This is a genomic window from Paenibacillus profundus, from assembly GCF_021369635.1.
Taxonomy (GTDB): Bacteria; Bacillota; Bacilli; order Paenibacillales; family Paenibacillaceae; genus Paenibacillus_B; species Paenibacillus_B profundus.
Window position 1 is genome coordinate 16178 of record NZ_JAJNBZ010000023.1, and the last position, 14566, is coordinate 30743.

Here is a 14566-nt window from a genome sequence, read left to right on the forward strand (position 1 = left end):
GCCTCGTTGCAAAGTCATACTTGCAGTTCGTGGCGACGCTAAGGTAAGGAGGATGTAAAGAATGACCACTTCAGATAATAAACATCGGGTTACAGTTGAAATATATGGAACGCAATATAAATTGGTAGGTACAACAAGTAAAGAATATATGCGCAATATCGCCGCTGTGGTGGACGAGCATATGCGGGTCATCTCGAATGCGAGCTCGCGTCTGGATACACCGCGCATCGCCGTACTAGCGGCCGTGCACATTGCGGAGGAAGTTCAGAAGATTAAGGATGACCATGCGCGCATCAGCGTATCTCTCCAAGAGCAAGAGCATGCGGGCAAAGCGTTGACGCACGAATTGGAACAGCTGAAGTCCGAATCATCGCGAGCGTTAGAGAAGCTCCGTATGGAATCGGGCGCCGAACTTGACAAGCTGCAAGCAGAGCTCACGAAGGAGAAAGAAGAGGTAGAGAAGCAGACTGCCTCGCTCCGGGAGGAAGCAGCGAAGCTGAAGGAAACGAATCGCCAGCTGTCGGAAGAGAAGCATGCTTCCAACGAGCGTCTGCAGAAGCTGACGGAGCAGACGAAGGAAGCAGACCGCCGCATTCAATCGATGACAACACGGGAGAATGAGTTGAAGCGCAAGCTGCAGGAACAGGAAGCCAAGCTGAAGACAGCGGTTGACGAGAAGCAGCAAGCAGCCAAGGCACATGAAGCAGCGCTGCAGCAGAAGCTCGCCCAGCAGGAACAGCAATGGCAGACGAAGCTGGATGCCGAGAGACAGCGAACAGAAGAGACGGCTGCAGTCTGGGAGGAACAGTTGGCGGAACAGACGGCCGCTTGGGAAGGTCAGTTGGCAGCGCAGGCGACCGAATGGGAACAGCGGTTGACAGAGCAGAAGGCCAACTTAACTCAAGAGCACACCGCTCAGGTAGTAAAGTTAAAGTCAGAACATGCTCAGCGAGTGAAGCAGCTTGCTGAACAGCAAGAAGCGCAAGCTCAGAAGTTGACGCAGGAGCGCGCCAGCGAGCTTCAAGCGCTTGAAGCTAAATATACCGCGGATATGAACCAGCTCCAGACAGAACATAAGGAGCAGGTTCAACAATTGAAGTCATCTCATGGCAATCAATTGCTGAAGTCGAATCAGCGCCACACTACTCAGGTGAAGGAATTGACCGAACAGCATGCGAAGGAGCTGGAACTGGCGGCAGCCGCTCAGCAGGAGAAGCTGGAGCAGGCCATGACTGCGCTGCAGCAACAATTCGATCAGAAGGAGGCGGAGCTTCGCACTGAATTGGAACAGATGGGGGCGAAGCATCGTACTGAACTGGAGCAGGTGACAGCCGCGCACCAGACCGAGCTGGAGAAAGCCGATACGAAGTATAAGAGCGAGCTGAAGCAAGTGCATTCGAAGCATCAGGACGTTCTGTCTCAATTGAACGGGAAGCATCAACAAGAGCTTGAGCAACAGAGCTCGAAGCATCTGAGCGATCTGGAGGAAGTGCAGTCCCGCCATCAGAACGAGCTGAACAAAGTAAACTCCAGCCACCAAAGCGAGCTGGATCAATTGAAATCAGCGCTTGGCAATGAACTCGAACAATTGGAGAATACGCATCAGAAAGAGTTGGAACAGGTAAGAGCCCAGCATGCGGAGGATGTGGATACGTTCTCAGTGCTGCATGAGGAGGCGGCAGCCGAACATGAGCAAGCGATGGCCGCGCTAGAGCAATCGTTGCGCGCGGAAGCGGAAGAGCAGATGAAGAAGCCATCTCATCGCATCCATCAGCTCGAAGGGCAATTAAGCCGAGCGGAAGAGCTTGATCGTGCGCGTCTGTTGGAGATGGAGCGACTTATTCGCGTACGGGACGAAGCCCACGCAGAAGTTGCAGAGCTGCAGGAGCAGCTGAAAGAGGCAGAACAGTTGGCCTCTGCCGAGCGCGATGAACTCATTGTCCAGCATGAGGCGCGGCTTGCGGAGCAGCTTCAGGCGGAAAGGGAGTCGTGGAAGCTGGAAGCTGATAAGGAACGCATCAGCTTGCAAGAACAATTCAAACAGGAACGTACTGGCCTGCAAGAACAGTTCAAGCAGGAGCGGAGTGGCTTACAGGAGCAGTTCGAACAGGAACGAAGCTCATGGATTGCGAAGGAAGAGAAGGAACAGGAAGCCTTCAACGAATTGGCCTCCGAGTTGGAAGCGAAATGCCGTCAATTGGAAGCAGAGAAGTTGAACTGGCAGTCTGCAGCCGAGACGATGCAAAGTGCGCAGTCTGAGGCGGCAGCAGCCGTGGAAGCGGCACAGAAAGAAGCGTTGGAGACGGCGGCGCGCTGCGCTCAACTGGAAGAGGAGCAAAAGCTTTACGCGACCGAGCTTGAACAATATGAAGCATACAAGAAGCAGATGCAAGAGCGGGAGAAAGCTTGGGAAGCGCAGCTTGAAAGTATGCAGGCGCGTGAACAAGAGTGGCGGGAACAGCTCGCCGAGCAGCAAAATAACGCGCAGGAATGGACAGAGCAAAAAGAGAAATGGCAAATGCGTGAAGCAAACTGGCTGGAGCTTGAAAAGAAATGGCAGGCTCGGGAAGAACAGTGGCTTGAGCATTTTGAACAATGGAAAGACGAAGAGCGAAAATGGAAGCAAGCCGAATCTAATTGGAGCGCGCGGGAACAGGAGTGGGCGGAGCAAGAGCAGGATTGGTCACTCGCGTTCAAATCTTGGAACGATGAACGAGCGGAAATGAAACAGCAGTTGAAGGACGTAATGGCTCAATTGGAGCAAGCCAAGGAACAGGTTGGCTTGAACGAAGACATGACGGCTATTCAAGAACAGTTCGAAGTGCTGTCCCATCAATTCCGTCTGTCTCAAGTAGAGCGGGAAATGGAACGTAAGCAAGCACAAGAAACGGAAGAAGTCTACATCAAGCTCAAAGACGAGTACTCGAAGCTGCAATCGGAGTTCAACGAATGGCTGGAATTAATTGAGCAAGATGTCCGTTAAATCGGAATAAAGGATGAATCATGTTACAAGAAATCACAATGTTTTTTGACAACTTATGGAACGGAATCGTAGCGGGAATAATGGCTTGGAATGCGCTCGACTACATTGTCGCCGTAACCGCAATGATATGTATCGCGTGGGGAGCGAAGCGCGGACTGAAAGCCCAGGCCCTCTCGTTGTTTGGTTATATCGTAGCCTTTATCGTCGCTTCACGCTTCTATGATTACTTTATCCCATGGGTAAAGAAGAGGCTGTTTACGACAAGCAATCAAGCAGCAAGCCCACAGCCGCCTGCAGACGGTTCGGGTTCAATATTGTCCTCTGAATTGATGGATACGGTGCATGCGGTGATTGCCTTTGCGCTGCTGTTCTTTTTTGTCCTTGCAGGCTTATGGCTTATCCGCTTTGCATGGAGCAAATTCACCGCCTCCCGGCCGATCCGGACCGTAGACAGGCTTACCGGCGCAGTGCTCGGCCTGATCCAGTTCGTATTCTTATGGTGCATCCTGTATGTGCTGCTTCGGGCATGGCCCGCAGGTTACATCCGTACATGGGTGGAGGCGTCAGTCTGGGTGGATAAGACCGGACAGTGGATTCCGGACGTTATGGTTGAGGCGGTAAAGTGGGCGCAATGGCTATGAGAAAACCTTTTCGAGGCCTTTTGAAGATGAGCGGCCGCGTTAGAGTAAAATAAGCCGCCGTCTCCTTGAATAAAGGATACGGCGGCCACTGCTGTGCGCTCAGACGTGATTATGGGGGGACCGGTTCATGGGGAGTTAATCACAATGGTTATTCATTTATTCGACGATTAGCATCGACTTCATATCACGGTGACCCGGACCGCACATAATCGTGCATTGGAACTCGTAAGTCCCAGGCTTCTCTGGAGCAATCACTTGTTCCTTGTTATTCGGATCAAGAGCGAGACCGAGCTCTTTGACAGCTAACCCGTGATTTCCGGTGGAATCCAGAACGATGCGGACCGACTCACCTGCTTTGATTCGATATTCCGATTGGTCAAACTTATAGTTGGTCGCTGTTATGACAAGTTCTGTATCGACGGCAACAGAGGCACTTGCTTGCGAATTCTGTTCCTTATTTCCCCCGCAAGCGACCAGCAAGACGATCATAATGATGAATAGAGATGATAACGTCCAAAGGCTGCTTCGTTTCATGCTCATCCTCCTTTTCCATAACAGTGTAGCTGACTCACTCATTTTTTGCCATTCTTTGTCGAGCAAAAAATACGCATTTGGAGTGATTCGGCATAGGGGTCTGGAAAGGACTGATGGCGTGAAGCGGCAGCCTTCAGATTATTTCGCTTGTCGTCCGGCTTCGAATGGCGTGGCGATTGGGATGAACAAGTCAATCAACCCGATGACCAAGGCCGCCAGAATCGCTCCGAGGATGGTGACCGATACGCCGGCTACAAAGAACTGGGCGACGTAAATGACGAGGGCGCTGATCAAAAAGCCAACGATACCCCGACCGAACGGCGTAACTTTTTTTCCAAAAATGCCTTCGACAATCCAGCCGAATAAGGCAATGATCAAGGCGAGGATTAAGGCACTCCAGAAACCGCCTACGGAGAACATCGGCACAATCCAGCCCGTGATCATCAGCACAATGGCTGCCACAATGAATCGAACGACATGACCTAGAAAACTCATGGACTTTCCTCCTTACTTGTTTGAAGGGTATAGGTTTGTGCAACAATTATTGTAACCTTATCCGCGATAATCATAAGTGGCATGTTCAGACATGAATAGCCATCAATTAGGTGTTCCGATATAATTACAGCGAGAGGAGTCGTGACTAGAATTGGATTCGAAAATTTTAAACACGATGGATTACCATAAAATACTGCAGTCATTGGCGCATCACGCGGCGACCCCTCTGGGCGAACAGGCTGCGTTGGCGTTACAGCCGAGTACCAATTTGGATGAAGTGAAGCGCCGTTTGCAGGCGACAGATGAAGCGATGACGGTAGAACGCCTGAAAGGCGGGGCACCGTTCTCTGGAGTGAAGGATATTCGTGGCTCCATCAAACGAGCTCGAATTAATGCCATGCTCAGCGCAAGCGAGCTGTGGGATATTTCTTCGCTGTTGTTATCTGGAAGACGTGTAGCGCGGCATATCGCAGGTGTTCATGAAGATAATCCGGTTCCGTCGATCCATGAATTGGCACAATCCATAAGTGACCAGAAGGCGCTGGAGGAAGACATCCGCCGATGTATCGATGAGCAGGGTGAAGTATTGGATCAAGCCAGCTCTGAACTGGCGACCGTACGCCGTGAGCTGCGCATCGGAGAAACGCGAATTCGCGAGAAGCTGGAGTCTATGATCCGTTCGCAAAGCGCGCAAAAAATGCTGCAGGACCAGTTGGTTACGATTCGGAATGATCGCTATGTCATTCCAGTGAAGCAGGAATACCGCGGTCATTATGGCGGTATCGTTCATGACCAATCCAGTTCGGGGGCCACGCTCTTCATCGAGCCGGAAGCAATCGTAGCAATGAACAACAAGCTGCGGGAGACGAAGTTAAGAGAAGAGCGCGAGATTGAACGTATTTTGTCGCGATTGACCGAGGAAGTGGGTCTTCTCGCCGATGTGCTGCTGTACGATACGGATTGCGTAGAACAATTGGACTTTATTTTTGCTAAAGCCAGACTTGCGGACCAAATGAAAGCATCGTTTCCCCGTATGAATGATCGCGGGTTTATTAAGTTGAAGAAAGGCCGTCATCCGTTAATTCCAATTGAACAAGTCGTGCCAATTGATGTGGAGCTCGGCAATTCATATACCTCCATCATTGTGACAGGTCCGAATACCGGTGGTAAGACGGTGTCGCTGAAGACGATGGGGCTGCTGAGCCTCATGGCGATGTCCGGTATGTTCATTCCGGCGGAGGATGGAAGTCAGATGTGCGTGTTCGATGCGATATACGCCGATATCGGAGACGAGCAGAGCATCGAGCAGAACTTGAGTACGTTCTCCAGCCATTTAACTAACATTATTCGCATCTTGAGCCATATGACGCCGAAGAGCTTGGTATTGCTTGATGAGCTGGGTGCGGGTACTGACCCTGCGGAAGGCTCGGCGCTTGCGATTGCGATTCTGGAGCATATTCATAAGCTTGGCTGCCGAATGGTGGCCACGACCCATTACAGCGAGTTGAAGGCATACGCATACGAACGTAAAGGCATCATCAACGCCAGCATGGAGTTCGATGTTCAGACGTTAAGTCCGACCTATCGCTTGTTGATTGGCGTGCCGGGACGAAGCAATGCCTTTGCCATTGCCGAACGGCTGGGACTGTCGAAGTCCATTATCGAGCATGCCCGCGGCGAAGTGACGGAAGAAGACCTGCGGGTAGAGACGATGATCGCCTCATTGGAAGAGAATCGGCTTGGCGCAGAAGCGGAGCGCGAGGCTGCGGAACGGCTGCGGCGTGAGACGGAGGCGATGCGTGAAGCGTTGGCTGAAGAACGAGCGAAGCTGGAGGCGGATCGGGACAAGCGCGTAGCGCGTGCGGAAGACGAAGCGCGAGCCATCGTAGCCAAAGCCCGTCGTGAAGCGGAAGAGATTATTTCGGAATTAAGACAGCTGGCTCTGGAAGGAGCTCAGGTGAAGGACCATCGCTTGACGGAAGCGCGCAGACGGCTTGATGAAGCGGCGCCGGCAAGCAAGATTGCTGCGAAGACGAAGAAAAGTGTGAAGGCAGTTCGGCAAATCGAAGCTGGCGACGAAGTAATGGTATACAGCTTGAACCAAAAAGGAAGCGTCGTTGAATTGGCAGGGCAAGAAGCCGTTGTACAGCTCGGGATTTTGAAGATGAAAGTTCGTCTCGACGATTTGGAACTGCTGTCGTCTTCCAAGTCTGAAGCCAAGCAGGTGCAATCCGGCACGAACGTGAAGCGCACTCGTGGAGAAAATGTCCGGTCCGAGCTTGATTTGCGGGGAGCTAACTTAGAAGAAGCGATGATGGAAGTGGATCGTTTCTTGGATGAGGCCCTGCTCGGCAACTTGGGTCAAGTACACATTATTCATGGCAAAGGAACGGGAATCCTTCGCACCGGCATTCAAGAATTTTTACGCAGGCATAAGCATGTAAAAAGCTTCCGTCTTGGCAATTATGGCGAGGGCGGCACGGGAGTAACCGTGGCGGAATTGAAGTAATCATTCTTGAAGGTGGGGAGGACAACAGTGGAACATCTAATTGAACAATGGCTTAGCAATCCGTACGTATCGATGTTAGCGTATTTTTCCGTGGCCGTATTCGCTCTGGTGCTGTTGTTATCAGTATTTGAATTGGTGACGCGTTATAAGTGCTGGGACGAGATTCGCAAAGGGAATATTAGCGTCGCCTTGGCAACCTCGGGGAAAATATTTGGGATTTGCAATATTTTTCGCTTCGGCATCGAAGCGCGGGATTCGTTATACGCCTCATTGACATGGGCGATAATTGGTTATGTACTGTTGCTTGTGGCTTACTTTTTGTTCGGCTTTTTGATGCCGTATTTTAATTTGGACAATGAGATACAGAAGGACAATCGTGCGGTTGGCCTCTTATCGATGGTTATCTCGGTATCGTTGTCCTATATTATCGGTGCGAGCATCAAGTAGTGTGATTGGATTATACCGCGGAGGTCATTCATGAAGTACTTATGGGGAACGCTGTTTGCATTAGCCGCGCTATTTGTTGTTATCGGAATTGTGTACTGGATAAATATATAGGCTTGATAAAAAGTGAAATACGTGTTCAAAAAGTGGACTTCGAGGGTGAATGTAAGATTCGATGGCGTATCTGCTTCAAGAAATGCGTCGTGGATCAAAAGGACACTTTTGGAACAACCTCTATATAGGGAAGGTTTGATGAACAATGAGCAGCACGACAATCTGTCCTTGGTGCGATACTGAAATTGTATGGGATGAAGTGTTGGGGCCTGAAGAGGAATGCCCGCACTGTCATAATGAACTTAATGCATACCGGAGTATGAACGTCATGATCGAACACGATGAAGATGAAGCCGAGGATGCGCGTAACGAGCAGGCATCTGATGCGAATGAAGAACAGCCGGAGGAAAAAGGCTGGTCCAACTTTGGCTGGGATGATGATTCCGTTCTGTATAGCGAACCGGACACGCTGCGCTACCAAGAAGGCGTAGACAAGGTGCTGCACGAGCAGCAGGAAGTGCCAGAGTGCCCGCAGTGCCGTGAATACATGTTGCTTGTCGGCAAAGAAACAATGCCTTCCACACAGTTTACACCTCACATTCCGGAGACATTGAAGCAACCGATTCTTACTGCGCCGTTTCAGCTGGATGTATATGTCTGCACATCCTGCTTTCAAGTATCGAAGGTGCTGGCAGAGACATATCGTGAACCAATAATGGAAAATGTACGAAATACGAAATCAGAATAAATAAGACGCGCGCTTTGGGGTAACTTATAAGCTGTAACGAACTGGGTATAAGAGCGTGATCAAAAGGTGACTTTTTGATCAATCTCTACAAGCCCACGGAAGCGGGGAGGGTTACCTTCGTGAAGGCGCGTCTGGACGGCCAATCTCTCTTGTTGTTGGTCGTATACGGTCTATTCTCGTTGGCGAATGCCCTGTCAGGGACGTTCGTCAACGTTTTTCTTTGGAAAGCGAAGTCGGATTATTCACTCATCGGCTGGTTTGCGTTCAGCCAGCAAATTGCAATCGGGCTCATGTTCTATTTCGCTGGCAAATGGGTTAAAGAAGGCAATAAAATGAATTGCTTGCGCCTTGGTATTTTGCTTGCGGGAATCTTTTACGCCGCAGTATTGTGGATTGATAAAGAGGCGGTTCATTACATATGGCCTCTCGGCTTAACGCTGGGTGCCGCTTCTGGCGCCTTCTGGCTGACCTTCAATGTCGTATACTTTGAAGTGACGGATGCCGCCAACCGGGATTTGTTCAACGGCTGGGTCGGATTTATCGGGTCGGGCTGCGGGATGGCAGCGCCCTGGGCTTCGGGCTTCCTTATCTCCACACTTGGTGATAGCCGTGGCTATCCGATCATATTTACCATATCCCTTGTCGTATTTGTCGCCGCGGTCATTATTAGCTTCTGGCTGCACAAACGTCCGCCGGAAGGCCATTATTGCTGGTCGCTTCCGTTCACTTCGTTACGTCCTCCGCTCAGTCCTTGGCGCGTCGCTCTGCCGGCTCTTGCGTCACAAGGATTACGCGATGGAGTGTTCGCTTTTCTCGTCGGATTGATCGTGTATATTGTCACTACGAATGAATTGAAGCTCGGCAATTATACGCTTATTACCTCTGCGGTTGCATTGGCCAGCTTCTATGTGGCCGGGCGTTTCTTCAAGGTATCATACCGCGCCAAGGGGATGCTGCTCGGGGCGATGGCGATGGCGCTCGCGGTTGTCCCATTATTTTTTCAGATCAAGTACGGGACGCTGCTTGCGTTCGGTATTATGATTTCTCTATTCTCGCCGCTGTTCACTGTACCGATGACATCGTCCACGTTCGATATTATGGGAATCGATAAGGAGTCGGTCAGTCAGCGCGTCGAGCTCACTGTACTGCGGGAGTTCGGTCTGCTCATCGGACGGATGGCGGGTATCGCGGCCTTTATCGCCCTGGTCCAGTGGCGGACGAATAATACGGCGATTGTCGTGTTTCTCACGGTGATTGGCGCAGCGCCTGTGCTAAGCGCATGGTTCATGCAGCCTTTAGTTAAGAATCAGAATGCAAAAAGGGTGCCGGAAGCTATGGGTGATGCAGCAGAAGAAGCTGGGGAAGCGAAGATGAAGCACAAGCTCAAGGAGCAGCCGTAAACCAGCTGCCACACATTAGGCAGCTGGTATTTACGGCATCAAAAACGATATAAGCTTAACAACTAATTCTGTTTTCCTTCCTCTGTTGGATTCTGTACAGTTAAAACAGCACGTACACCTCTTTTTGGCCGCTCCATTGGAATTAGTCCAATGCTTTTCCGATCATTCAGCAGAGTTGCTGTCAAACAGCCCGATCCACTGTCTATTCAATTCTACAGCCTAATCAGAACATTCTACTACATATATTCCAATGAGTTCTTACTTCTGCCGATTGAAGAAAACATTTTAGTTCGACTGATGCTGTTATCACCATACGCAAGAGTCTGGGTGCGGGCCATACGCGCCATTTTGGGCAGCATCGCTTCCTGTTCTTCCAAAAGGTTGGTTGCCTCATCGCGTTACATATTTCCCTAATGCAGGGTACATAATACATTTGGTACCACATTGAAGAGATGGAAGGAGATCATGCCAAATGCAATACGGACAACAAAATCATTTGACCATGAAACCGCTGACTGCCAAAGAATTAGAGTATATTGCCGATTCGATATCGAATGAAGATCTATTAATCAAGCAATGCGCCGCAACCGCAGCCAGTTCGACGAATACGACGATTCAGCAAGCTTTGACGCATATGGTGTCCGCTCACCAGCAGCATATGAATATTCTTGTGCAGACATTGCAGCAGCACGCTCAACTGGCCCCGACTCAACCGCAGCAATCGCAATAATATAGTCAAAAGAGCAGGAGGTAACGTTAACGATGAACTATACACAAAATAGCGGGTTCATGGCTGAGAAAGATTTGTTATATACGATATTGGCCGATTTGAAACGCACGTCGCGTGAATATGTGACAGGCGTTACGGAGGCGGCGTGCCCGGCCGTCCGGCAAATGTTTACCGATTTGACGAATAGCACGATAAAGATGCAGGGAGAATTGTTCAATTTAATGGAGCAGCACAATATGTATTCTGTGGCTTCGCCGGCGCTGCGGCAGGAAGTGAACAAACAGCTGCAGCAACATCAACAAATGCAGACGAAGACGAACCAATTCGTGCAGCAGAAACTGAACGGCCAGCAGCACAATTACAATAACAACAACTATGTGCAGGGGAATTACCAAGGCGGCGATTCCCACAACTACATGTAATTCAATCCGGTCGATAGCGCCGTCTTTCCATTGCGGAAGGGCGGCTGTTTTCATGTGAGATGCCGGCCCAGATCAGATCCGGATGCACCTGGGAATACGGCGTAGGTGGTTCTTGGCAGGAAGTTGTAAAAAGGTGTATCATAATAAGCATATCAACAAAAGCGGCCTTACATATCCAGGTCGGGGGAGGATTTCGTCTTATGAAGGATTTAAGCGAGTTAAACGTTAACATATTGAAGCTGTTAAAAGAGGACGCCCGACGTTCCCCTAGCTTAATCGCAACTATGCTTGGTGTGGAGGAAGAAGAAGTTCGAGCGTCCATCACCGAAATGGAAGAGGATCACGTTATCGTTAAATATGCGACAATTCTGAATTGGAGCAAGGTGAACGACGAGAAGGTGACGGCGCTGATCGAGGTTCAGATTACGCCTGAGCGCGGTCGTGGATTCGAGGGTATTGCGGAGCGCATCTACTTGTTCCCGCAAGTGAAATCCGTCTACCTTATGTCCGGCGCATATGATTTGCTCGTGGAAGTCGAAGGGAAGAATCTGCGCGAAGTGGCTTCATTCGTATCTGATAAGCTGTCTCCAATTGAAGCGGTGCTTTCGACGAAGACGCATTTTATATTGAAGAAATATAAGCAAGAAGGCATTATTTATGAAGACCGCGAGGACGATCAACGTCTCGTAGTATCCCCGTGAAAGGTGATGTGTCATGATTAAGGAAGAGGATAAGCAAGCGACGCTGCGCTCCATGGGGAATTATATCAATCCACTCGTCAGAGACATTCCGCCGTCAGGTATTCGCAAGTTCTTCGACATGGCCAACGCGAGCAAAGACATTATTACGCTGGGCGTAGGCGAACCTGATTTCTGCACGCCATGGCATGTGCGGGAAGCGTGCGTCTACTCGTTGGAGCGGGGACGCACCAAATATACATCCAACGCAGGGATGCCTGAGCTGCGCGAGGCGATAGCCGAATATTTACATGATTCGTTCCAAATCACGTATAACCCGGCTGACGAGCTACTCGTTACAGTTGGAGGTTCGGAAGCGATTGATCTGGCGCTGCGGACGCTCGTATCGCCAGGCGATGAAATATTGATTCCGGAGCCTTGTTACATTTCATATTCGCCGATCGTATCAATTGGCGGCGGTGTGGCGGTCGGGATCGAAACATCTGCCGAGAACCAGTTCAAATTAACGGCTGAATCGCTCAAAGCGAAATTAACTCCGAACTCCAAAGTTCTCATTCTGTGCTATCCAAGCAACCCGACCGGGGGCATTATGACTTATGAGGATTGGCTTCCGATTGCGAAAGTTGTGGAAGAGCACGATTTAATCGTCATTTCCGATGAAATCTATGCCGAACTGACCTATGATCAGAAGCATGTCAGCTTCGCATCGGTTCCGGGTATGAAGGATCGCACGATCGTGGTCAGCGGCTTCTCCAAGGCGTTTGCGATGACGGGATGGCGCATGGGGTATGCGTGTGGACACAAAGAAATTATTGCAGCGATGCTGAAAATTCACCAATACACGGTCATGTGTGCTCCGATTATGGGGCAGGTGGCTGCGTTGGAAGCGTTGAAGAACGGCCATGAAGAGAAAGCTCACATGGTGGAGTCGTATAATCAACGCCGCCGTCTGGTCGTCAAAGGCTTCCGGGAAATCGGCCTTGACTGTCATGAGCCACAAGGCGCCTTCTATGCCTTCCCTTCGATTCAGTCGACGGGACTGACTTCGGAGCAATTTGCGCATCGACTGTTGTTCGAAGCGAAGGTCGCAGCGGTGCCGGGAGACGTGTTCGGCTTGGGCGGAGAAGGCTACATCCGCTGTTCCTACGCAACATCTGTCGCGCAGCTGAATGAGGCGCTCGATCGCATGGGACGCTTCCTCGACAAGATGAAGCAAGAAATGTGAAAAAAATTCAAATTCAACTAAAATGAACTAGTTTTCGTTCCCTTCATCTGGTATAATATAACATGTCTCGCAAGGTTGTCCCATCATTGGAACAGATGGACGACTATAGGGATTTCGAGTATCCAGCTGCGAAGGGAGGAAAGGTCACTTGTTTTGTTCGAACTACACCTTAACGACGTATTCACGTAGTTTATTGAGAGAAGATGGATCTCATCCGAAATGGTCGGGCAAAACAAGAAACGTTTCGTCCAAGCTACTTGCGCTAGAGAATGAAATTATTGTTCTTCGCAAGCAAATGGAGCAGATGTTTCAAGAAGAACAGTCGTTCACGGCTGAGAATGTCATCGAAATCAGCAGTATGCTGGACTTGAAAATTAACGAATATATGAAGTCGCATGTCAAGAAGTGACGGCGTGAACGAAGACCCTGCGGGGTCTTCTTTTTTTGCTTGTACCGTTTATGATATAGTGAATTGAGAGACATATGGGGAAAGAGGGGATTACGTGATGCGCAAATGGGGATTCATGGGGGTTCTGCTAACGATGCTTATCCTTGTAAGCGGCTGCGGCGGACCGAAAGCGGATATAACCGTATTCATGATGCCGAAGTCAACAGTGCCGACCGAGATGACGCAAGCGTTGAAAGAAGAGTTGAATAAAAAGTTTGAAGGAAAGTTTACGGTTGATGCCGTTGCATCGCCGATGTACAATTTACAAAAATTGATTGTTGAATATGCCGCGGGTGACAACGGCATCGTGATTTTGCCGGAAGACGACGTGAAGACGATGGCAATGCAGGGCGGGCATGTCGTATTGGACAACTATTTTGATAAGGAAAAGTATGCGGCAGGAGTTATGGACGGAGTCGTATACGAGAAAGCGGAAAAGGGATATAACGAGTATAAAGGGACGCATCTGTATGCTCTGCCAGCAGAACAGGTGCCGCTTCTAAAGAAGCTAGGCATACAGGAGCCAGGGTTGTTCGTCACGATACCGTCGAGAACCCCGAATGAAGATCTCTCGGTTCAGGTGCTGAAAGCGTTGGCAGAGGAACAGTAATTGTGTAAATAGGACGGATGACAGGTGATGGAGGGAAATAACATGATAATAGGGGTGACAGGAAGCGCCGGCAATGGCAAGACGCCGTTTGCCCTCAAGTATGCGGCAACCTTCGGACGCGAAGGGCTGTATGTCGTTACTCACGATACGCCGCTGCCGGCTGCTATGCCCGCGCCCCCTCACTTCACATGGAAGACCATTCACACCGAATTCGCTTTGCCGGCCGTGCTGCATCGCATCAATGAGGAATCCAATCTGTATCGGGCTGATCGGAGAGTGCTTGTCATTGATAGCTTGACGTCGTATTTATGTGCGGCGCATCAACGCTTCATGGAAGAACACGACGGCAGCATCGACGATGGTGATTATATGGAGCTGATGACAGCAGCACGTGAGGAACTGCAGAACGCGTTGTTGTCGTTTCAAGGGAAGGTGTTCGTCATCACGAACGAACCTCCCGGATATACGCCATTCACCGATCCGAAAGAACGATGCTATATTACCCAGCATGCTGCATTGAATCTTGAATTAGCGCGAAGAAGCCATCAATGGTTTCGCTTGAACGCAGGCATTCCGGAGGAGTTAAGTGCAAGAAGATTTCGCGGATAAATCAATGGGAAAGATG

General features: G+C 50.1%; 15 protein-coding genes. 13 read left to right on the top strand and 2 right to left on the bottom strand.

From position 1 onward, the window contains the following. The first annotated feature begins 61 nt into the window (after nucleotides 1-61). Both zapA and LQV63_RS21950 read left to right on the top strand, forming a co-directional pair. Nucleotides 62-2983, top strand: a complete 2922-nt coding sequence (gene zapA / locus LQV63_RS21945; protein WP_233698311.1) for a cell division protein ZapA — start codon at nucleotides 62-64, stop codon at nucleotides 2981-2983. 20 nt (nucleotides 2984-3003) lie between these two features. Beyond that, nucleotides 3004-3624, top strand: coding sequence for a CvpA family protein (locus tag LQV63_RS21950; RefSeq protein WP_019421768.1), 621 nt, complete (start codon nucleotides 3004-3006; stop codon nucleotides 3622-3624). A gap of 156 nt (nucleotides 3625-3780) precedes the next feature. Here the strand turns inward: LQV63_RS21950 and LQV63_RS21955 are convergent, their stop codons facing one another. Both LQV63_RS21955 and LQV63_RS21960 read right to left on the bottom strand, forming a co-directional pair. Continuing rightward, nucleotides 3781-4158, bottom strand: coding sequence for a cupredoxin domain-containing protein (locus tag LQV63_RS21955; protein ID WP_233698312.1), 378 nt, complete (start codon nucleotides 4156-4158; stop codon nucleotides 3781-3783). Between the two features lie 138 nt (nucleotides 4159-4296). Next, nucleotides 4297-4653 (bottom strand): phage holin family protein, encoded by a 357-nt coding sequence (locus LQV63_RS21960; RefSeq protein ID WP_019421770.1) that lies wholly within the window; start codon nucleotides 4651-4653, stop codon nucleotides 4297-4299. A 151-nt stretch (nucleotides 4654-4804) separates the two neighbouring features. Between LQV63_RS21960 and LQV63_RS21965 the strand changes: the two genes are divergently transcribed. From LQV63_RS21965 to LQV63_RS22015, 11 genes are all read left to right on the top strand, one after another. Then, nucleotides 4805-7162, top strand: coding sequence for an endonuclease MutS2 (locus tag LQV63_RS21965; RefSeq protein WP_233698313.1), 2358 nt, complete (start codon nucleotides 4805-4807; stop codon nucleotides 7160-7162). Between the two features lie 27 nt (nucleotides 7163-7189). Further along, a complete protein-coding gene (locus LQV63_RS21970; RefSeq protein ID WP_233698314.1) occupies nucleotides 7190-7609 on the top strand; it encodes a DUF350 domain-containing protein in 420 nt (139 codons plus the stop codon). Between the two features lie 256 nt (nucleotides 7610-7865). Beyond that, nucleotides 7866-8408 (top strand): hypothetical protein, encoded by a 543-nt coding sequence (locus LQV63_RS21975; protein WP_233698315.1) that lies wholly within the window; start codon nucleotides 7866-7868, stop codon nucleotides 8406-8408. A 119-nt stretch (nucleotides 8409-8527) separates the two neighbouring features. After that, the gene (locus LQV63_RS21980) at nucleotides 8528-9808 is read left to right on the top strand and encodes an MFS transporter (protein WP_233698316.1); all 1281 of its coding nucleotides are present in this window, start codon (nucleotides 8528-8530) and stop codon (nucleotides 9806-9808) included. 472 nt (nucleotides 9809-10280) lie between these two features. Next, on the top strand, nucleotides 10281-10538 hold the full coding sequence (locus LQV63_RS21985; protein WP_019421775.1) for a hypothetical protein: 258 nt from the start codon (nucleotides 10281-10283) through the stop codon (nucleotides 10536-10538). 32 nt (nucleotides 10539-10570) lie between these two features. Beyond that, nucleotides 10571-10960 (top strand): spore coat protein, encoded by a 390-nt coding sequence (locus LQV63_RS21990; protein ID WP_019421776.1) that lies wholly within the window; start codon nucleotides 10571-10573, stop codon nucleotides 10958-10960. A 200-nt stretch (nucleotides 10961-11160) separates the two neighbouring features. After that, the gene (locus tag LQV63_RS21995) at nucleotides 11161-11661 is read left to right on the top strand and encodes an Lrp/AsnC family transcriptional regulator (RefSeq protein ID WP_233698317.1); all 501 of its coding nucleotides are present in this window, start codon (nucleotides 11161-11163) and stop codon (nucleotides 11659-11661) included. A gap of 13 nt (nucleotides 11662-11674) precedes the next feature. Beyond that, on the top strand, nucleotides 11675-12883 hold the full coding sequence (locus LQV63_RS22000) for an aminotransferase class I/II-fold pyridoxal phosphate-dependent enzyme (protein WP_019421778.1): 1209 nt from the start codon (nucleotides 11675-11677) through the stop codon (nucleotides 12881-12883). A gap of 148 nt (nucleotides 12884-13031) precedes the next feature. Next, entirely contained in the window at nucleotides 13032-13292 is a 261-nt protein-coding gene (locus tag LQV63_RS22005; protein ID WP_019421779.1) for an aspartyl-phosphate phosphatase Spo0E family protein, read from the top strand. A gap of 97 nt (nucleotides 13293-13389) precedes the next feature. Beyond that, a complete protein-coding gene (locus tag LQV63_RS22010) occupies nucleotides 13390-13941 on the top strand; it encodes a hypothetical protein (RefSeq protein ID WP_233698361.1) in 552 nt (183 codons plus the stop codon). 42 nt (nucleotides 13942-13983) lie between these two features. Further along, nucleotides 13984-14550 carry a bifunctional adenosylcobinamide kinase/adenosylcobinamide-phosphate guanylyltransferase gene (locus LQV63_RS22015; protein ID WP_019421781.1) on the top strand — a complete coding sequence of 189 codons (567 nt, stop codon included), beginning with the start codon at nucleotides 13984-13986 and terminating at the stop codon, nucleotides 14548-14550. Nucleotides 14551-14566 lie beyond the last annotated feature (16 nt).